This is a genomic window from Bacteroides sp., assembly GCF_052357945.1.
Taxonomy (GTDB): Bacteria; Bacteroidota; Bacteroidia; order Bacteroidales; family Bacteroidaceae; genus Bacteroides.
Genome location: NZ_DAWCXD010000095.1, coordinates 1 through 19,112, shown reverse-complemented (window position 1 = coordinate 19,112; position 19,112 = coordinate 1). Strand labels below are relative to the sequence as shown.

Sequence of the window (19,112 nt, the reverse complement as noted above, 5' to 3'; positions counted from 1 at the left end):
CTCTTCCCATTCGGGAACTTCCTTGCTCATCTTGTCCCTTTTGGCACGGACCATCCAAAGGGTTTCATTATGCCATGCTGCCATCTTGCTGTCCTGCAAGAACTTCTCGGCAGCCTTTGAATGTTTTGTACTCATGATTGCGACGCTAGAATTTCTACAATATGGATAATCTGAATAGGCAGATGCTCCCGTTTGATAACACCTTGCATGTGCATCAGGCAGGAACTGTCCGCTCCGACAATATATTCGGCTCCGGTGGCCATGTGGTCTTTCACCTTATCACGCCCCATGCAGACGGAGACTGCCTGCTCTTCCACGGCAAACATTCCGCCAAAGCCGCAACACTCGTCAATATGGCTGGGTTCGAAAACTTCGATTCCTTCAACCAGATCGAGCAAATCACGCAATTTATTGTAATAAGGAATATTCATCTCGGAGGGAGCGGAAATAAACAGTTCGCGCACCCCATGACAGCTATTATGGATGCTGACCTTATGAGGAAAGCGTGCAGGAATCTTGGAAGGTTTCAATACATCGTGAATAAATTCACAAATATCACAAATCTTTCCCGCAGTCTGACAAACATGTCCTTCTTTCTCTAAGATGCCCGGATGATTCTCTTTCACAAAAGCCACACAACTGGCGGAAGGACCGACTATGTAATCGTACTCCCGGAATAAATCGCCAAAACGGAGCGCCAACTTCATCGATTCATCTTCAAAACCGGCATTTGCCATCGGTTGTCCGCAACAGGTTTGATCCAACGGATAATCGACGTCTACTCCCAAACTTTTCAACAGTTTATACGATGCCACTCCCACATTGGGATATATGGCATTGATATAACAAGGAATAAACAAACCTACTTTCATAACTATATTATGTAATAATTTAAGATTCTTCCGTATCACCCGTCCATTTTGCTCAACGAATGTCGATTAATTTGTGTGTTTGCAGGCTGAGTCTCCATTTGGGATGTCGCATTACACAGTCCACTGTCAAAGCAGTGTTATTACAAGAACAAGGCTGGAGGAAAAAATGTTCGGCAGGAAGTAGTTCAAAAATACTTATATCTTGTCCTTCATAGACAACTTTCACTTCATCCATCCGGTCGATTGCCAGTTTTGCCCCTTGTTTGGGTGAGCAGGTCACCCAGTCGATAGATGCCGGTAAGGGGTGTGTACCGTTGGTTTCGATGGTCACATATTTACCAGCTTGGTGCAAAAGGTCGATCAATTGGTCGTCTATCCATAAGGAAGGTTCGCCACCTGTGAGGACAACGGTAACGGCAGGATATTTTTTCACTTTGGTGATAATTTCTTCATCAGTCATCATTGTTCCTTCTTCGTGTTGTGTGTCGCAAAAGTCACATTTCAGGTTGCAGCCGGAGAAACGCACGAAGATGGCCGGAGTTCCGGTGTGGTAACCTTCGCCCTGCAAACTGTAAAAGATTTCATTAATCTTTCTCATCGTCATACTTGTTTAATTTGCTACTCTTGTCCCTCTGCGCTGGCGGAATCTTTCTCATAGATGACTATGTTTCCTTCCGATTCCTGCACCTCTACCTTATAGCATTGAGGAAGCTGTTTGCACACCCACCGGGCGATATTCTCTGCTGTGGGATTGAACGGAAGTACTTCATTCAGATTTTGATGGTCGAGTTTTTCCATGACCACTTCTTTGATACGGGTGAAATCTACCACCATTCCTTCGGAGTTGAGCCGCATGGAACGGCAATAGACGGTGATAATCCAGTTGTGACCGTGTAAACTGGCGCATTTACTGCGATACGGGAGTACCAGCTTATGAGAAGCCGAGATCTCCATGCGTTTGATTACTGTAAACATGGGTGTATGTATTTTAATAGTTACACGCATCTAATGTCACCTCGATGCAACGGCAAAGGTAATACAAAATAGAGTTTTCATCCAGCAAAGAGTGTTATTTTTTCCCTTTTTTTGCACTATCTTTGCCGCATGAAAACTCTGTATATTGTTTTAGGTAGTATCTCTCTTGCACTCGGCATTCTCGGCATCTTTCTGCCGCTACTGCCTACTACCCCTTTTCTGTTACTCACCGCCGCCCTTTATTTCAAAGGGTCCCCCCGATTATATAACTGGCTGCTCAATCATCGGCACTTCGGTCCTTATATCCGCAATTACCGCGAAAACAAGGCGATCCCTCTCCGAGCCAAAGTAATCTCGCTCGTGTTGATGTGGGGAACTATGCTTTACTGCATTTTCTTCCTGATTCCTTTGATATGGGTAAAGATTCTCCTGGGACTGATTGCCGCAGGGGTCACTTATCATATTCTTTCTTTCAAGACATTAAAGTAATGCGATAGTCCCTGTCGTGCATCGGCAAGTTTATCTTCCCAATGTTTCACGGAGTTATGACCAATAATGTCAGTCACATATTTCACGGAAATAAACGGAATTTCTTTTGAACGGCAAACGAATGCCTGTGCATAGGCTTCCATGTCTACGACATCTCCGCTAACGTGAGTCAATTCTGTAAGAAAGCCATCTCCCGTGTTACAGATTCCTTCTTCTGTCCAGTGCTCGCAATAACCTTTTTCTTCGAGCAAGGCCGATGAATCAATCTCACACTCCAATCCGAACTCTTTCATTTTCTGCATATCACGGTCTACGAACTTGCGGCAGACAAAGATATCTCCTACTTGATGGTTGACTGTTCCGGCACTTCCGATATTGAGTACTAAGTCCGGTTGTACCTGGCGGATTGCTTCTGCCAGATGAAAAGCTGATTTTACTTTTCCAATACCTGTACGAATGTAATAAGGTTCTACATCCGGCCATTTAATCTCTACAAATTCGCCTTGGACGGCGTAGGTTACTAATATTTTCAACATGGGTTTCTTTATTTCATAAAATAATTATTCAATGAGATATGCAAAATACTTATATACAATATCTTCAATCGACATTTCATTTTGTTCAAAACGTATTTTGTCCAATGAAGATATTCTTTCTTCTATTGTCTTTTGTCCTCTATATATAGTGGAATCCGTCAATACAATGTGTCGGTTCTTTTGTATCAGGTACAGCTACACCTAATTTCCGTGCGACGGAAGAACGTACTTCCGCAGTATTTAATATGATTCCCTCTATTTCTGAAGATGACACAGAAAGATATCCGATAGCTTTGTTTGTCGGAGCCGATAGCTCGGACAAACAAGCAGCATTCCATCTGAACGACGTCCAATTTTCTATTTCATGAATAAACAGATCATTGGTTCTTTCCACAAAAATAGCTATTTAATTGGAGTTATAGACAAAGTTGCGGTTAAAATTGGGAAATAAGCCGCAGATTTTGCGGCTTATTTCCCAATTTTAACCGCATAACATACGATTATCTATAAAATGCAGTGATTTAATTACTCATCATATCCCAGTCTTTTATATGTGCCATTTTCCAATGAGCCATCTTTTATCTTTAATATATCTTTTGAAAATAAGCACTCCCACACTCGCTTCTGTCCTTTAAGCTTATTTCCATCATCAGAATAAGTTATTTGGATATTAATTTTATCACCTGAAATTTGATAGGTGAACAAATAGTTAGACACAAAGGTAGCCCCGCTAAGAAGCGCGTAATATCCAGTTCCATCACTCTCAAACTTAATGTATTTATGAGTACCCTCTATACCTGTTGACCAGGTTCCTACAATATCTTCCGAATTCAAATCAATCCAATCATCATCATCGGACGAACAACTACTCAATACGATAGGGAAAAACAAAATCATCAAAAATAAAATCTTTTTCATTTCATATAATTATTTAGTTTGTAAATTTTGTCTGTGTTTACTGCGCAAAGGTACGGATTATATCAATATAATATCAAATATTAGAAGATTATGTTTCTACTCCGCGGTGGATATCATATGTAAAACCCGCCACATGTGATTCTCATCAGTGATTTGCATGGCGCAACCCAATCGGTTATCGATCCTACTACCGACCGAAGCCATTCAAATCATCGGACGATTCCGAGGGGGAGTAAATACCGTGACACATATTGCTTCCATCCACCCGGATCTGGAATGTATGTCAACCAATGAGATTGATAGTTGGATACAAGGCGCTTCCCATATCTTCAACGGATGGAAAACTCAACTAGCACAAACCTCCAATGCCGATGAACGTACTTTGTTGCAGGAAGTTATCGGAGAAAATTCATATCTCCCCTATCTGGATGCGAATGGAAAACCTGATTCGTTTCTAATAGCAAATTTATATAAGAAGGAACAAGTGAAACGACTATACACGTCCACCAATCTGCTTTGTTGTGTCTACCAACAAGCAGAAATAGGGAAAGGATGGAAACACGACAATAGAACAATCAAAATACTGAAGTTCAAATAATTGGCAATAAAATGCAGCTTTCCTTCTGAAAAAAGCAGAAACTCCGTATATGTTTCCTGTAAACTTCTCTTATTTTCGGCTATTTTCAGAGATAAGTCATTGATTATATGATCTGCCACATTTTTGTTTCTCCCCGTATAATACTTAAAAGAAAGACGAAAATGTGGCAGAGAGTTTCTTTAAACGTCTGCGGGCAAACAACGCTAAAACAAGTACGAGGCATACGCCCAATCCCCATATCCACAACAAAAAATCTCCTCCTTCGGTTTTTCCATAAGAATGCAGACCGCTCAAATAGTAGTTCACCCCAAACCAAGTCATTATAACCGAAAGGACGGCAACAACGGAAAGCAGATTAAAACACCAGGTGGTCTTTCCTTTCAGGAGAGGAATAAAGCGGATATGAAGCACCAATGCATAGACTACGATTGAAATCAATGCCCAGGTTTCTTTAGGGTCCCATCCCCAATATCTACCCCAAGAGACATTTGCCCAGATAGCTCCAAGAAATGTTCCGGCAGTCATAAAGAACAGACCGAGAATCATTGCCATTTCATTCAGCAGTGTCAGTTCACGGATACGGAACAAGAGTTTCACCCGGTTGGTGGCGGAAAGTAAACTCATCAATACAAGATTAAACAACCCTGTCAGCGCACAAAGAGCAAAAAAGACATAACCGATCATAATAATAGCGACGTGAGACATCAGCCAATAAGACTGGAGTACCGGAACCAAAGGGGTGATTTCCGGGTTCAGGTGGTTCAGTCCTGCTACAAAAAGCATGATTCCTCCCAATAGTCCTGCCAATGCGGGAAGAATACGGAATCGGCGGGCAAACAGGAGTCCGCTACCTACCAGCATCCAGGAAGTACATATCATCGACTCGTAAGCATTTGCCCAAGGGGCATGTCCGCAAATATACCAACGTAACAAGACACCTCCCGTATGTGTGAGAAAAGCGATTGCCAGAAGAGCAATCAGAATACTGCTAATTTTTCTTCCCCATTTAAAGTCCGCAATAATCTCTCCGCAGGCAATGAAAAGTAGGATACCACCCAAAATCAAGTAAGCCAGACGACACCAGAAAAATAAATCCAATTGATTATAGAGAAGTTCGGCTTTCACTTTCCGGTTGTCAATAGCGGGGACTTTAGCTTTTGCTTGTTGGTAGACATTCATCATTTCAACTACCTTGTCTGCTTCCTTCCAGTTGTTGGAACGAACTCCATTTCCTAGCTCATAGATATACCAGTCCATGATTTTAGTTACAAATAGAGAATCTTTCCCATGAAAAGCGCTCAAGTCATCACCCGGTGAATACCATTTTCCCTGCAAATCATTTCCATCCGGGAAAAGCGGTAACAGTTGGTGTTGCATGATGCGATATATGATGTTTACTGATTCGTCCAGTTTTAATAAATCCGAGTCCAAACGTTTTCGCTCCGCAGCCGGTTTAGCGTAAATTGTGTTCAGTTCATTCGTCAGGATATAGTTACCGTCTGCATCAAACACATCTTGCCAGGCAATGTATTTGCCATCTCTGCCGAAGCGTTGAAAAAGTTCTTTATTATCAACTTTGATAAAAGGAAAAGCTCCCCATTCATCGGGAAAAGAAAGTAGATTCAAAAAGAATTGATCTGAATTGATGCCATTCAGTTTATCGGCTCCATACAATTTGCGTAAAATGGCAGATGTATAACTGTTGACGGGTTCGAGGCGTCCGTTAGGGTTAAGCACTACCAGACTGCCAAACTTTTCGGCATGTGAGGAAGAAACACAAGGTAATTGCGAAACGAGGAGAGATTGTTGTGAAGAGGCAACCGGTTGTTGTGCAGACAATGCCTGCATATTGGAGATACCGGATAAAGCCAGAAAGAGCAATAAGCAGAAAGGGGTATTCTTTTTCATTTCTCCCAATTCTTTACGCAACCGCCCGAAACGGGATTTCTTACTGAACAATGTCAAGACAAAACCTACCAATAAAAGGAAATATCCCGTATATGTAAGCTGCATACCGGGACGGTCATAGCTCACTGATAGCACAGTGCCTTGTTCGTCGGAATCGAATGAAGACTGAAACAGACGGTAACCATCCACATCAATCACTTTATTCATTCGTATGGTTGCCTGTAAAGGAGATTCATTTTCTCTCTTAATCACTAGGTCACTTTCATAAGACATCGGGCTATGAGAACCCGGATAGCGCTGCAACCGGAAATCTTCCAGAATTACAGAGAAAGGCAGGGAAGCATTTTCCATCCCTGTTCCTTCCTCTTTCATCATGCTATTTGCCGTTTCCCCTTCACGGATATGCATGATACCCGTCACTCCTACATAGTGAGTAACAGCAGCCCCCAACCAGATAAAAAGAAAAGCTCCATGAAAAATCAGACTGCCTTTACTAATTCTCTTAAAATAGCTTCCCTGAAGGAACATAGCCAATAAATTAGCTGCCTGCAACAACTGCAACAGTATAAACCAGGGGGCATAATAAAAAGATTCACGGGCAACGACAGGACCATAAGAGTTTTCCACTAAAGTGGCTACCGCCAATATCAGGGCATAAAGTCCCGCTAATATGTACATCAATACCGGTGAAGCGATCAGTCGAATCAATTTCATCTGTTTTTCTTTTATAATAAACAATGCTTTTATAAATGAGGCTTTTATAGATAAGCAATTCCTTCAATTTCTACCAGCAATTCCTCTCTGCATACATCTGCATAAAGATATACGATAGGAATGTCCGGACAGAGTTTATCCAAGTCTGCTTTCACAGCTGACGCATCCTCTTCATTCTTGAGATATACACGAAGAAGTCCCAACTTACCGGAATGTTCCGGTAGTTTCTCCCTACCCTCTTCCAAGCCAATCAAATGCTGGATATTTTCAAGAGTGATTTCCGTTTGAGAGAGAACATCTCCGGTCGTTACACTTTCCTCGCCACGGATAGCAGCTGTGCCGGAAATATAAATCACCTCCTGCCGACGGTCGGACAGTGACTTTCCTCTTTCAAATTTAGGTGTTCCTTTCTTCCTATCTGCCCGATGGCTAATCAATACCTCATCCGAATAGACATGAGCAGCCCGTTGCCAGTCGTTATCTAAAGGAGCAATATCCACTTCTCCACTGACAGCATTGAAATCAATCAGAACGCCGCCATGCTGTGTGCCAATCCCCGTTGCCGCCGGATAACCTGATTCCCACTCCGAAGAAGCATAGAACAGGGTACGCACATCATTGAAATCCTGATAACACTGATTGCCATGTGCAATATCCGTGATATTTTCCAGATAATTCCACTGACGGACAATGTCGCCGAAATTCATCTGCTCCGTCTTTAAGATCTCTTCTGCCTTTCTGAAAGCCTGTTCCGATTGTTCGCGAACAGGAAGATTCCAATCGTCTGCGTAAAGTCCCCCTACTATTATTTCCCGATAGTGAGGAGTCATGATCCGCAGGTAGCGGACAGAGGAAGAAGTGATTTGTTCCTCTATGGTGACTGCCTCATCCGTAATTTCCACCAACGAATGTACCTCCAATACCAAGTCTGCTACCAAAGGCTTTTGAGCCACCAGCGAAACAACCGGACGGGGAGAAACGAAATGCCGCTCCACCCATTGTTCCAGAAAGGAACGCTGAAACTTGTATTCCTGATTATCCGTACAGCGTGTAAAGAGTACAAGACGGAGCACCCTCTCTTCGCGGACAGCGGATGAAAGTAATTCCTCCGCCATCTGTTCCCAACTGTTTCCTGTCGTTTTATACAAATTACATGTGATTCGATGATACTTCATACTGCAAATTTCAATGTTTTTCTGATGATATATACTTTTTAATGATAGGAAGCAACACCTGCCGGAACGTCCATGCTATAGACAGATGACATCGTCTTCAATCCCGGAGTATTCTCCAAAGAATAAAGCACTTTCTTTTGACGGTCTACCAACAACATGTGTACCTTTTCTTTTGGATTCACATGTCCCGTCCAGTTCGTTATCAGGATGCGTCCGTCAGAAAAATACTGAAAACCTCCCAAAAACTTCAACGGTTTTCCAGGGATATCCGCATTCGATAATTCCCAAACAGTCTTTCCGTCTGCCGTTACTTCGATAATTCTCGGATTCTGGTCTTTATCTGCTACGGCAATCAACGTATGCCCATTGGGCAGACGAGTCAGAGAATGCGGTCCGCCGGGAACATCCAGTTTCCACACCTCTTTGCCGTTCGTGTCATATTCCGTCACACATTGCGGTCCGTAATGTGCTACCAGAAAATGCCCGTTATCCAAGCGACGTGCATTACGCATAAATGCAAAACCTTTCTCTTTCACTCCCTCCGGCAGGATGCAGACTTCTTTCACAATCTTACCTTTAGGAGAGATTTCCAGCATACGCCCCGTGGTACATTCACCCACAAACGTATTGCCGTTCTTCAACCGCTGACAGGCAAAGACCGGACTTTTAGACTCGTAATGGAAGATTGTATCATTCTGACGGGTCATTTCGAGTACCCCATGCCCAGTGGTGAAAAGGATATTGCCATTAGGCAATACCCATAAATCATTAGAATCGGGAGCTTTGTGCTGCCATACAATCTGATTGTTTTCCATCACAAAGACGATTCCCTGTGAATAATCTGTTCCTGCAAACGTCCGGGTCTGTGCCAACAGGGGTGCAGAGAACAGAAATATCAAAATCGCACTATATATTCTTGTCATAACTAATCATTCAAAATTACAAAGACAATACATATTCCTCCAACTCTTCCAGTTCTTTATCAGAAACAGGCTTATGAGGTCCGTGTACCTTTAACATATCTTTCATCGAATAGCTACGACCGTCATACAAATAAGGAGCCGTACGCCAACATTCGTTCAGAGCAGGAACGTCCATAGCCAGTCCTTTATCAGGTCCGGTAGTCCAATCCACTTTATATTGCTTCTGATCCGTATAGTATTCTCCGGAATGGCAACTCGCGCAGTTTTCTTCAAATATCTTCTTTCCTCTTTTCGCTTTCGCAGAAAGTTTACCATTCTCAAGATAAGGGCTTGGCAGAGGCTTCAGAGATTTCAGATATTCGTTGATAGATTCGTAGATCTCATCATTTCCCTCCATAAACAGGATATATTTCACTCCCGAACGAACGGCAACTTCGGCATTTTTACGAATACCAGTCGCCATACAAGGCGGAGTCTGATGCGAAAACAAGAGAGTTTTCGTATTCTTCGGATTACCCATACCGTCATTCAGCAAATCCCAGTTAAGCCCGTCCATGCGTGCATCATTCGGATGGCAGGTTGCACAGCTTTGCCAATTTTGGAAACAAATGGTCGCATCATGGAAATACATATCGCCTTTACCTACTTTAGTGAAAGCCAACGGAGCACCCAAAACCTGCTTCTGCACGTTCTTGCCGTTCAAATCCATAGACACCAGTTCCGATGTATAATAATTGGCTGTATAAATTTTACCTCCCGTGGCAACCACCGAACGCGGACCTTTTCCCTGTGTAGGAATGAAATCACGGATGCCATACAAGAATCCCGCGTCATTGGGTATATTACCCCATGCTTTCATAGAAGGAGTCACCATTTCTCCCTGTTTCGCCTTGGCAAGACGTTCGTGCAAAGCAATACGATCGATGCGCACCAATTCCTGACTGCCGGCAGCCGCTACAATGATTTGTTTATCATCCGGAGTAACAATGACCGACCACGGATTAGCCGCTCCTTTCTGCGGAGTATCCAAGATGACGGAAGTCAGCCACTTTTTTGCCTTCAAGTCAATGATAGACAATGTATTGGTAGCCATCCATCCTCTATCCAACTGATTGGTAGGCAACTGATAACGGGAGATTAAATGAGTGACATACGCAAAAGTATGATTCTTGTCCACTGCTACCGACTTCACATCCGTAGAGCCGTTCGGCAACATGATACGTCCCGAAACCTTTTTCGAAAGTACATCGACCATATCAAGCTGTACCGCAATCGGATAAGCCGTAGAAGGCATTTCCGGCAGATTATTAACAATCAACAGGCAGGAATCACTCGCAAAGGCAGCCATCGACACAGGCTCACGGCCGACAGCGATTTTAGTTTTCACCTTACGGGTTGCCGGGTCAATCTCCCAAAGTTCGTTGTTGAATCGTTGCGTCACCCAAAGAGACTTTGACAACGGATTATACAGAATGTCTGAAGGAGTAGCTCCGCTTTTTGTTTTAGATTGCACCGAAAGTTTCTTCCCGTCCAATTCGTACATCGTACCGTAGTTTCCGTCGCATACCACCCAAAGTTTGCCATTCGCATCTTGCGTCATGGCATTGACAGGAGACGAGAAAGATACTTTCTTTTCCATTTTCTGTCCGTCGGACGACATCTTGATGAGTTCACAACCTGCCCTGTTTGTTACAAACAAGGATTTCCCGTTGTCTGCCAAAAACAAACGGTCCGGCGAAACCGTCGTTTCCGCTTCTTGCCAAGACGCACAAAGAAACAGAGCAGCCATACCAACAGGTATCAATATCTTCTTTTTCATTTTTTCTCTTGTTTAGTTTGAAGGGATTGAATGTATTGACGAATATTCTCGTGATCTTCCGCACGGGCTGCTTCCCGCTTCTTATCATAATAGTTGTAGAAGTCGAGATCCTTTTGCGACCAGTTGTTCGCTTCGCGGTAGTCTCCGATAAAAGGTACAAGCAAGTCAATCCAAAGAGCTACTTTTCGTATTTCCTGCGGAGTCAGTTTAGTACCTCCATGTCCGCTTTCCAGACGTTTAATCAGATTACTCGTGTTGGAGCCTGCAAAATAAGGTGGCAACAACGTAGGTTCGGACAAAGCACTGATCCAGTTTACTTCCGGATGGTGTGCGTTACCTCTCCATGATCCCTCTTCTTTTTTCTGGGTGGCATGGGTCAGGTTCAGATACGAATCCGTATATTTTCTTTTGCTTCGTTTATCCATTACTTTCAATTCGCCTTTCAGGCTCATTGGTTGCTTCACTCCATCATGACAAGAGATACAATGCTTGTCCCAGATAGGTTGGATTTCTTTCAGGTAACTGAAATTGCGTTCGCCCATCTCATCTTCCGGAGCCAATGCCTTGACACCTTTGTTCATTGCCATGGATACCGGGTGCCCTGCTACGGGAACCGTGTTCTTATGTTCGTGGCATCCTACACAACTCTGCACTTCGTTCGGCTGCAAAGTAGACCAACTACGCATAGTCTGCACCACACGCCCGTTTTCGTCCAATGCCTGGAAATAAAGCGGTCTGCGTGCAGGAACTTTAAAGAATGCGGAACCGTCAGGATATACTTCCGTCACTCCCAACACTCTCTTCACATCCCAGGCAGCATTGCCCACTCCTACCGGAGAACTCATGATAGCTCCTCCACCTTTATCATTACCGTTCACTTCACCTACACCTGCTGCACGAAACTGGATTTCCACCACACGCAACTGTTTGATAGTTCCCGGTTTCACACCTTTCAATCCATTGCCCTCGTAGATATTCTGCATATAATATACGCCTTCATTCTTTGTATAATCTACCGAAGATGAACGGCGGAACGGACGTTTACGGGGAGCGACCAACACAGGCTGGTTGCAGGATATACGCGCATCGGACACGAGTAATTCACGTTCTCCGTCCGCATTCATCCAATAAACGCCAAATTCCATCGGATGTCCGACGTAATAACCCAACGGAGTATAGGAAACCAAATATTCAGTCTCGCTCAACGGGAAAGGATGCTGAAACTGATCGGTAAACTTTCCGTAACCGTCAATACGTTCTGGTTCCGGTTTGTGAACCGGAGCTACGAACATAACACCTTCATTCTCATCGCGTCCGGCTTCAGGATCTATAATACCCAATTTACCATGTTGAGGAGTATGATGTCCCATGAAAACTCCCATCAACTTACGAGTGCCGGGAATCTGGCGAATCTGTGCTACCGTTGTCGGGAACCAACTGTTCATTCCGTAATATTCAGCCTGTCCTGTTCCATCGGGATTCATCTGGAACAAGGGCTGTGCCCATACCTGGCCACGGTCATTGTAATCCCAACGAGTATAGACCACCCGACCGTCATCCAACAAAGTCGGTGTTACCGTATGCACCTGGTCGAAACCAACCTGACGCATATAACGCCCCTCCCTGTCGCAGAGATACATATTGCTGACTTCGGTAAACCAACAGTCTACCGTACTTCCGCAACGGGTAGAGTTGAACAGGATATTGTCATCCGGCAAGTAAATACCTTCAATGTCGGCATGTCCTTTTCCGAAAGTCAGCTGCTTGATTTCCCGTGTCTTTAAATCCATTTCATACAAATGGAAGTCGTCTTCCTTGCGGGATTTCTTCCAGGAGAAAAGCAGATGCTGACCATCAAAATGAAGATTCGGATCACGCACTACTCCTTCTTCATCTGTCAGCATGGTTTCTACTTCCGCCCAAATTCCATTCATCTTCAATTTCGCCAACGCACCGCCCGCAATGTAGTTGCATTCAGCACGGGCATCCGACACCCCTTCGGTATAAGCAAAGAAAGAGGGACGCAACGTTCTGTACTTTGTAAAAACAATCTCCGGTTTATCTGCTGTGAAGGCTTCCAAACGCTTGATACGTCTTTGTTCGCACGCTTTCAGATAAGACAGGAAAACCGATTCGATGCTTTCCGGAGTATTAGTCACGGGAGCTTTGATGTTCAGTTTCTGTAAACGCACGGAAAGTTCCTCATTGAAACTCTTGCCAAACCAGTCTACATCACCCGTTGTTCCATCCTGTAGCCACCAGTCGTAATAGACCGGATAGGCACGCGTCAATCTCCGGTGCACGGCTTTTATCTTGTTTTCTGTTTCTTCCTGATTACCATTCTGTCTTATCGCCTGAATTTCCGCGTATTTCTTCTGAATCTCGACGATAAAACCTTTCGCGTCGGTAGGCTGAAGGGAAGTGTCTTTCGTCTGCCATGCTACGATGGAGAGGAACACACAGCATGCCATCCCACACTTCAACAGCTTCATTAATTTCGATCTTATCATTTTATCTTCTTATTTACCTTAAATTTACCTTCCTGAAAAAAGAACGATTACAAACCTTTCTTCAGCTCCTTATAGGATTCTACAATCTGAATACCGCTTGATGTACCAATACGGGTAGCGCCCGCCTGAATCAATGCCAACGCAGAATCCAGATCACGAATACCACCTGCCGCTTTCACTCCGATAGTAGGTCCTACCACACGACGCATCAATGCTACATCATGCACTGTTGCTCCTGCCGTACCGAATCCGGTAGAGGTTTTCACAAAATCCACTCCGGCTTCTTTAGCTATACGACATACGGTTTCTTTCTCTTCATCCGTCAGATAGCAAGTTTCAAGAATGACCTTACAGATCACACCGGCAGGTTTGCAGATAGAAACCATGTCTTCAATCTCTTTCTTTACGATTTCAGTCTGTCCTTTCTGTAAAGCACGAACATTGATGACTGTATCTATTTCAGTAGCACCTTTAGCAATGGCATCACGGGTTTCAAATGCTTTGCACTCTACTGTGTTCTGTCCCAATGGAAAACCGATAGCGGCTCCTACACGCACTCCCGATCCTTCAAGCAACTTCACACAAGTTTCTACTTCCGCAGGATTGATGGCTACCATCGCAAACTGATACTGACGGGCTTCCGCACAAAGTTTCTCAATAGGCGATGCATCACCGAAAGGTTTCAGGAATGTATGGTCGATCATACCTGCCAACTGTTCTACTGATAATTCTGCAATCACTTCGTTTATATTCTTCTTTTCCATTATTTTGAGTCGTTTAACAAGTTATTATTAATATGTTGTTTCTTAAAAAGTCAATACGCATTTCAATACTTCACCCCGTTTCACGGCAGCAAAGGCTTCTTCTATTTCTTCTATCGCAAAACGGTGCGTGATAAAGTCGGATGCAGAAAGTCTGCCCTCTTCAATCCATTTCGCCAATGTGGTCATCGCCGCCTTTTCTTCTGAACGGGTGGGCCATTGATGCATGTGCAGGTCGAAGTTATAAGGAGCTTTCGACAAGTCGAAAGTTGGATTCTTAGTCATGACACCATAGACACAAACATCTCCACCCATCTTCACTAATGGTAATACGGAATTTACGACTACATCCAGTCCTACCGCATCAATAACAGCATCATAAGAGCGATTAGCCGCAGCAATAAATTCCGGAGTACTAATTTCGGCGGGTGTATATCCGTTATCTGCTCCCATCCGGCAAGCTACTTCCAGTTTAGCGGGAAGCATATCGACAATATCAATCTGTCCCAGACCGAACAATTTACCCAACTTCACAAAGCTCAATCCTACAGGACCGGAGCCTACTACGATCACCTTTTTCCCCGGAGTCAGATTGAAATCCTTGAAAGCTCCCAATACTTCGCGCCAGGTACAAGAGATGACTGCCTCTTCCGGTTGCACATGTGAAGGGACTGTGTTCTGAATCTCAAAACTGTCCCAGCATCCCTGTTCGGGTGTAGCCAGTCCCTCTTCTTTCAGTACTTCAAAGTCATTCACTACTACATATTCGCTGAAACCACCCCAGCCGCTATCGACACCTTGCGCACCAAAATCGGAAATAAGACCACCAATAGCACGGTCGCCTACTTTAAAGTTACGTACTTTTTCACCGACAGCCACTACTATTCCGGCATTCTCATGTCCCAAAGCCAATGGATAAGTATCCACTCCGGGGAATTTTCCGGCTATCAGTTTACTGTCAGTCGCATTACACAAAGCAACCATTTCTGTTTTCACCAATGCCTGATAAGCATTGATTACAGGAGTTTCCACCTGTCGTATTTCAATTTTGCCGGGAGCCGGCACTATTACTGTTTTCATTTGATTATTAGGTTTTATATAGAATCTAGTTCAGTTTTTGCTATTTCAGTATACATATCGCACAAAGCGTGATAAGCTTTATCAAAAACAGGCATCCAAGCCTCATACTTCTTCACGTTTTCCTGAATCGGCTGCACGGTCTGTTCGATACGGACAAAGCGGTCTATCACAGAGAAGTCTTTAAAGACTCCCGCACCGATACCTGCCAGAATAGCCGCTCCCATCGAAGTAGCCTCTTCCAGATAATTAGGTACACGGATTTCTGCCTGATAGATGTCTGCCATCATCTGGCGCCATACAGGGTTTTGCGCACATCCTCCGATCACCGTCACCTGATCGATGGGAACGTGTTTGCGGAAAATATTGACGATAAATCCCAGGTTGAGGGTAATTCCCTCCATCACGGCACGCAGCATATCACCATGTGTATGTCCCAGCGTCAGACCGATAAATGCTCCTTTGGCGTCTACATTCCAACGGGGAGTACGTTCACCAAGCATATAAGGTAGGAATAGGAGTTTATTGGCTCCTATTGGAGAGGAAAGAATCTGTTCGTCAATCAGTTCGAACACGCTACGTCCAAGTTGAGTAGCCAATACCTGCTCGTGCTGGCAGAGTTGGTTAATCATCCAGTTGTAGGAAGAGCCTGCCGCCTGCATCGTTCCCGACGGATGCAGCATGCCCGGCACTACGTGCGCCCAGTTCATGGTGCGGCGTTGTTCGTCTACAATCGGTTTTTCTACTGTCAGAGCTACCCAGGAGGAAGAACCCAGATAGTTGTATGCGCTACCCGGAGCCACACAGCCGACGCCTACTCCGGCACAACTACCATCACCTCCACCACAGATTACGGGTGTTCCGGCAAGCAGTCCTGTTTCACGGGCAGCTTCGTTGGTCACTTCACCGATCACGTCGATAGATGAACGGACTTCCGGGAATAGGGAAAGATCAAGTCCGGCAGCTTCTATGATTTCTTCACTCCATTGCCAACGGTTCAGGTCGTATGCATTGGTACCCGAAGCATCCGAGGGATCAGTGGCTAGAGTACCGCAGAGACGGAAATTGATATAATCCTTGGCATTCAATATCTTGGCTGTCTGTGCAAAGATTTCCGGTTCGTGTTTCTTTACCCACATCAGTTTCTCGATGGAATAGGAAGCGCTGATCCGGTGTCCCGTGATTTCATAGAAATGAAGCGGATCTATCTTTTCGGAAAGAATAGTTTCTTCTTTCTGCGAACGCTGGTCGCAATAAAGCATGTGAGGACGAAGCGGGTGACCGTTTTTATCCACACAAAGACAACCCATCATTTGTCCGCTAAGTGCCACACCGGCAATATCATTGGGAGATACCAGTTTAAGAAGTGCCTGCGTGGTATCTACAATCGCTTTCCACCAATGGAGCGGATTCTGTTCCGCCCGGTTGCCGGAAGCGTAATCTGTAGGGTATGCGGCTGTACGTGAAGCAACCAGTAGTCCCGATTCATCGAACAAGGTTGCTTTGTTGCCACTAGTACCCAAGTCATGTGCTAATATATACATAATCTCTTTTTCTTTTTCAATTAATAGGATCAGAGTGCCGCATTCGTGTATCCGGTAAGTCCGACGAAAATACCACCGACGATACCGCCCAGGATAATCACCAGCCAACGGGGAAAGGCTTCTTTCAGCAATCCGCCGCGTGTCCCTTTCGGTGCGCAAAGTACGTCGGCCAGAATGAAGCCCATTGCAATCGCCCATCCCATATCTACCCAGGGAGCACTACCCCGATTTCCCTGATGAATCAGGCAGAATTGCATCGGCAGACCGTCGGCGTCATTCAGCAACCCGGTGGAGAAACCAAAACCGGGCAGTTTGTGATTGACCACCCAAAAAGTACCGATAATAAGGGCGGCTGCCATAAATCCACCTATCGGACCAAAGTCCTTTACTAATTTAGGCCAACTCATCAACACGGTAAAGGTGACGGCAAAAGCTCCGAAAATAGATGTGATGATTCCGGCATGATACATGCCGAAAAATTCATTATAGGTCTGTAACCATTCGCTCATTGTTATTTCCTCCTTAATTTATCTTCCGGGCACAATCGCACGAACGGATTTTCCATACTAATATTCCTGCCAAGGCACCTCCTATCAGACAACAGATTAAGGTAGGTACTGCATAAAAGAAATTGGTGATATCGCCTTGAAAGCGGACAATTCCCCAGGCAATTCCCGCAGAGCCGATACACCAGCCCTGATCCAGCCATATTTTTCCCGGAGGATTCAGAATAGCTCCATGATAATGGTTCATATACCACATAATGCCGATAATCAGTGTGGCCGCCAACCAGCCTCCCATCAGACCGTATGTCTTCCAAAGTTCCGGCCAAATGCCAAAAGCAAATCCGCCACAGATAGCAGAGCCGGCAAAGGTCGATAGATATTGTTTCATATAATTGATAATGTGTTTTTAGGTTTATAATAGTAGTTCGGGGTTATTTATTTATTCCAAAGACAACTTAGCCAATGTGAAAGGCTTGTCATGTTTCGTGTTTACCTTATCCGGTCCAGTCACCAAGTCGAAACAGGATACAATCACCTGTCCGTTCCATACGATAGGTTCGCCCGGCTGATCCAGACCTCCGTCACTGCCATCGCAGTCAGGGCTTTGAGTAATACGCTGAATTTTTCCGTCTTTATCAATGCGTGCAACTGCATTCGCCGAGAAATCCGCTACCCAGATATTACCTTTATCGTCTATACACATTCCGTCCGTGGTACGCAACTGGGTGGTATCTTTTGCCCATACATCATTACTAAGTACATTCCCTTCCACATCCATCTTTATGCGGTGAACAGCACCATCACCGAAATTTCCAACAAAGAGGTCGCCCGCTTCGTTGAAAACAATTCCATCCAGTCCGTATTGTACTTCTGGGTTCTTTGTGATAACGGTGGTAATAAGGTTTTTATCTTCTAATGTATTAGTCACTGCCACATCACGGTCATTCATATCAAAGCAATATACCCCGCTGACCAACAATCCCGAAGGATCTTTTATCTGCGATAATGAACTCTGCGTGACGTACAGTTTCCCGTTGCGGATACGCAGGCCGTTAGGATGCTCCATACCGGATGCCACAGTGATTGTTTCTTTTAATTGGTCGTTTTCAAACTTCAGACGAAGAACACGTCCTTTATTCTGTGCTTTCTCTGCTCCACTCCAACCTTGATTGTCGCAAATAAACAGATCACCCTCTTCATTAAAGGCAATCCCCATCGGAGAAGCCCAGCCAGTTTCTTCCAATACCGGAACATCCATCCATTTCGTAATCTCGCCATTTTTGGTGATGCGCATCAGACAAGCAGGCTGTGTGATATCTGCAAAATTCGGACAGGCCAGAATCAAATCTCCATTAGGAGCGATAGCCATTCCGTCCGGTGTCGGACAACAATCCGGTAAATTTGCAAACAATTCGCTCTTCTGCGGAAGAGCATTCTCATCACTTTTTTGTTTCGGAGAAGTACATTGAATACAAGTTGCTCCCATCAAAGAAGCTGCCACAAGAGATAGTAAATAATACTTTTTCATGGTTAGATAATACAAATATTTATGTTTATAATATGAGTCCGTTAGTTCGGTACGCAAACATACTGGTATTTATCAGCAAAGAAGGAAAATGACAAATCAATAAAGGACAAAAATTGTTCAAAATGCTATTAAAAGAGCCGGTTTGAGCTATAAATAGAGAGAAGGAACAAAATATGGAAAGGCTGAAAACAAAATATGAAAGGATTGCCCCCCCCTTTCATATATACCTATATATTATAAAAGCAGTCGGAACTTACTT

At 44.3% G+C, this 19,112-nt stretch carries 19 protein-coding genes; 2 read left to right on the top strand and 17 right to left on the bottom strand.

The features are described 5' to 3' along the window. Positions 1-131 precede the first annotated feature (131 nt). Genes ACT8YW_RS15860 through ACT8YW_RS15850 form a run of 3 tightly spaced genes read right to left on the bottom strand, consistent with a single transcriptional unit; the run spans position 132 to position 1,847 of the window. The gene (locus tag ACT8YW_RS15860) at positions 132-872 is read right to left on the bottom strand and encodes a (Fe-S)-binding protein (protein WP_004301941.1); all 741 of its coding nucleotides are present in this window, start codon (positions 870-872) and stop codon (positions 132-134) included. A 52-nt stretch (positions 873-924) separates the two neighbouring features. Next, entirely contained in the window at positions 925-1,470 is a 546-nt protein-coding gene (locus tag ACT8YW_RS15855; protein WP_444106058.1) for a 7-carboxy-7-deazaguanine synthase QueE, read from the bottom strand. Between the two features lie 20 nt (positions 1,471-1,490). After that, positions 1,491-1,847, bottom strand: coding sequence for a 6-pyruvoyl trahydropterin synthase family protein (locus ACT8YW_RS15850; protein ID WP_009000630.1), 357 nt, complete (start codon positions 1,845-1,847; stop codon positions 1,491-1,493). A gap of 129 nt (positions 1,848-1,976) precedes the next feature. Between ACT8YW_RS15850 and ACT8YW_RS15845 the strand changes: the two genes are divergently transcribed. Continuing rightward, the gene (locus ACT8YW_RS15845; RefSeq protein ID WP_004301938.1) at positions 1,977-2,336 is read left to right on the top strand and encodes a YbaN family protein; all 360 of its coding nucleotides are present in this window, start codon (positions 1,977-1,979) and stop codon (positions 2,334-2,336) included. Here the strand turns inward: ACT8YW_RS15845 and ACT8YW_RS15840 are convergent. The 3 genes from ACT8YW_RS15840 to ACT8YW_RS15830 all read right to left on the bottom strand — a co-directional run bounded on the left by ACT8YW_RS15840 (position 2,306) and on the right by ACT8YW_RS15830 (position 3,790). Next, complete coding sequence (locus tag ACT8YW_RS15840; RefSeq protein ID WP_444106055.1) at positions 2,306-2,872, bottom strand: 5'-methylthioadenosine/S-adenosylhomocysteine nucleosidase family protein; 567 nt, start codon at positions 2,870-2,872, stop codon at positions 2,306-2,308. The genes ACT8YW_RS15845 and ACT8YW_RS15840 overlap by 31 nt on opposite strands. Positions 2,873-3,011: 139 nt before the next feature. Next, positions 3,012-3,266 carry a DUF4172 domain-containing protein gene (locus ACT8YW_RS15835; protein WP_444106053.1) on the bottom strand — a complete coding sequence of 85 codons (255 nt, stop codon included), beginning with the start codon at positions 3,264-3,266 and terminating at the stop codon, positions 3,012-3,014. A gap of 131 nt (positions 3,267-3,397) precedes the next feature. Further along, the gene (locus tag ACT8YW_RS15830) at positions 3,398-3,790 is read right to left on the bottom strand and encodes a DUF5640 domain-containing protein (RefSeq protein WP_147340118.1); all 393 of its coding nucleotides are present in this window, start codon (positions 3,788-3,790) and stop codon (positions 3,398-3,400) included. Between the two features lie 157 nt (positions 3,791-3,947). Between ACT8YW_RS15830 and ACT8YW_RS15825 the strand changes: the two genes are divergently transcribed. Beyond that, entirely contained in the window at positions 3,948-4,388 is a 441-nt protein-coding gene (locus ACT8YW_RS15825) for a hypothetical protein (RefSeq protein WP_444106051.1), read from the top strand. A 144-nt stretch (positions 4,389-4,532) separates the two neighbouring features. Here ACT8YW_RS15825 and ccsA read toward each other — a convergent pair whose 3' ends face one another. Genes ccsA through ACT8YW_RS15770 form a run of 11 tightly spaced genes read right to left on the bottom strand, consistent with a single transcriptional unit; the run spans position 4,533 to position 18,853 of the window. Beyond that, positions 4,533-7,010, bottom strand: a complete 2,478-nt coding sequence (gene ccsA / locus ACT8YW_RS15820) for a cytochrome c biogenesis protein CcsA (RefSeq protein ID WP_444106050.1) — start codon at positions 7,008-7,010, stop codon at positions 4,533-4,535. A 44-nt stretch (positions 7,011-7,054) separates the two neighbouring features. Next, positions 7,055-8,185, bottom strand: coding sequence for a chorismate transformation enzyme, FkbO/Hyg5 family (locus tag ACT8YW_RS15815; RefSeq protein WP_444106048.1), 1,131 nt, complete (start codon positions 8,183-8,185; stop codon positions 7,055-7,057). A 38-nt stretch (positions 8,186-8,223) separates the two neighbouring features. Further along, positions 8,224-9,108, bottom strand: coding sequence for a beta-propeller domain-containing protein (locus ACT8YW_RS15810; protein WP_074638561.1), 885 nt, complete (start codon positions 9,106-9,108; stop codon positions 8,224-8,226). 16 nt (positions 9,109-9,124) lie between these two features. Beyond that, positions 9,125-10,927 (bottom strand): c-type cytochrome, encoded by a 1,803-nt coding sequence (locus tag ACT8YW_RS15805; RefSeq protein ID WP_444106045.1) that lies wholly within the window; start codon positions 10,925-10,927, stop codon positions 9,125-9,127. Continuing rightward, positions 10,924-13,437 carry an HzsA-related protein gene (locus ACT8YW_RS15800; protein WP_444106043.1) on the bottom strand — a complete coding sequence of 838 codons (2,514 nt, stop codon included), beginning with the start codon at positions 13,435-13,437 and terminating at the stop codon, positions 10,924-10,926. Before ACT8YW_RS15800 ends, ACT8YW_RS15805 begins: the two co-directional genes overlap by 4 nt. Before the next feature lie 47 nt (positions 13,438-13,484). After that, the gene (deoC, locus tag ACT8YW_RS15795; protein WP_009000615.1) at positions 13,485-14,201 is read right to left on the bottom strand and encodes a deoxyribose-phosphate aldolase; all 717 of its coding nucleotides are present in this window, start codon (positions 14,199-14,201) and stop codon (positions 13,485-13,487) included. Positions 14,202-14,243: 42 nt separating this feature from the next. Then, complete coding sequence (locus ACT8YW_RS15790) at positions 14,244-15,278, bottom strand: zinc-dependent alcohol dehydrogenase (protein ID WP_444106041.1); 1,035 nt, start codon at positions 15,276-15,278, stop codon at positions 14,244-14,246. A gap of 14 nt (positions 15,279-15,292) precedes the next feature. Beyond that, entirely contained in the window at positions 15,293-16,819 is a 1,527-nt protein-coding gene (gene xylB, locus ACT8YW_RS15785) for a xylulokinase (RefSeq protein WP_444106039.1), read from the bottom strand. A 29-nt stretch (positions 16,820-16,848) separates the two neighbouring features. Then, positions 16,849-17,328 carry a Lin0368 family putative glycerol transporter subunit gene (locus tag ACT8YW_RS15780; RefSeq protein ID WP_004325052.1) on the bottom strand — a complete coding sequence of 160 codons (480 nt, stop codon included), beginning with the start codon at positions 17,326-17,328 and terminating at the stop codon, positions 16,849-16,851. A gap of 13 nt (positions 17,329-17,341) precedes the next feature. Beyond that, positions 17,342-17,713 carry a Lin0368 family putative glycerol transporter subunit gene (locus ACT8YW_RS15775; RefSeq protein ID WP_004325051.1) on the bottom strand — a complete coding sequence of 124 codons (372 nt, stop codon included), beginning with the start codon at positions 17,711-17,713 and terminating at the stop codon, positions 17,342-17,344. Positions 17,714-17,764: 51 nt separating this feature from the next. Continuing rightward, positions 17,765-18,853, bottom strand: a complete 1,089-nt coding sequence (locus tag ACT8YW_RS15770) for an SMP-30/gluconolactonase/LRE family protein (RefSeq protein WP_444106036.1) — start codon at positions 18,851-18,853, stop codon at positions 17,765-17,767. Between the last annotated feature and the right edge of the window lie 259 nt (positions 18,854-19,112).

Bases quoted from the DNA above. Each gene is read 5' to 3' on its own strand.
- ACT8YW_RS15780 (WP_004325052.1), bottom strand. From the start codon at position 17,328: ATGAGCGAATGGTTACAGACCTATAATGAATTTTTCGGCATGTATCAT.
- deoC (WP_009000615.1), bottom strand. From the start codon at position 14,201: ATGGAAAAGAAGAATATAAACGAAGTGATTGCAGAATTATCAGTAGAA.
- ccsA (WP_444106050.1), bottom strand. From the start codon at position 7,010: ATGAAATTGATTCGACTGATCGCTTCACCGGTATTGATGTACATATTA.
- ACT8YW_RS15860 (WP_004301941.1), bottom strand. From the start codon at position 872: ATGAAAGTAGGTTTGTTTATTCCTTGTTATATCAATGCCATATATCCC.
- ACT8YW_RS15830 (WP_147340118.1), bottom strand. From the start codon at position 3,790: ATGAAAAAGATTTTATTTTTGATGATTTTGTTTTTCCCTATCGTATTG.
- ACT8YW_RS15770 (WP_444106036.1), bottom strand. From the start codon at position 18,853: ATGAAAAAGTATTATTTACTATCTCTTGTGGCAGCTTCTTTGATGGGA.
- ACT8YW_RS15850 (WP_009000630.1), bottom strand. From the start codon at position 1,847: ATGTTTACAGTAATCAAACGCATGGAGATCTCGGCTTCTCATAAGCTG.
- ACT8YW_RS15815 (WP_444106048.1), bottom strand. From the start codon at position 8,185: ATGAAGTATCATCGAATCACATGTAATTTGTATAAAACGACAGGAAAC.
- ACT8YW_RS15855 (WP_444106058.1), bottom strand. From the start codon at position 1,470: ATGAGAAAGATTAATGAAATCTTTTACAGTTTGCAGGGCGAAGGTTAC.
- ACT8YW_RS15800 (WP_444106043.1), bottom strand. From the start codon at position 13,437: ATGATAAGATCGAAATTAATGAAGCTGTTGAAGTGTGGGATGGCATGC.
- xylB (WP_444106039.1), bottom strand. From the start codon at position 16,819: ATGTATATATTAGCACATGACTTGGGTACTAGTGGCAACAAAGCAACC.
- ACT8YW_RS15840 (WP_444106055.1), bottom strand. From the start codon at position 2,872: ATGTTGAAAATATTAGTAACCTACGCCGTCCAAGGCGAATTTGTAGAG.
- ACT8YW_RS15810 (WP_074638561.1), bottom strand. From the start codon at position 9,108: ATGACAAGAATATATAGTGCGATTTTGATATTTCTGTTCTCTGCACCC.
- ACT8YW_RS15775 (WP_004325051.1), bottom strand. From the start codon at position 17,713: ATGAAACAATATCTATCGACCTTTGCCGGCTCTGCTATCTGTGGCGGA.
- ACT8YW_RS15825 (WP_444106051.1), top strand. From the start codon at position 3,948: ATGGCGCAACCCAATCGGTTATCGATCCTACTACCGACCGAAGCCATT.
- ACT8YW_RS15805 (WP_444106045.1), bottom strand. From the start codon at position 10,927: ATGAAAAAGAAGATATTGATACCTGTTGGTATGGCTGCTCTGTTTCTT.
- ACT8YW_RS15790 (WP_444106041.1), bottom strand. From the start codon at position 15,278: ATGAAAACAGTAATAGTGCCGGCTCCCGGCAAAATTGAAATACGACAG.
- ACT8YW_RS15845 (WP_004301938.1), top strand. From the start codon at position 1,977: ATGAAAACTCTGTATATTGTTTTAGGTAGTATCTCTCTTGCACTCGGC.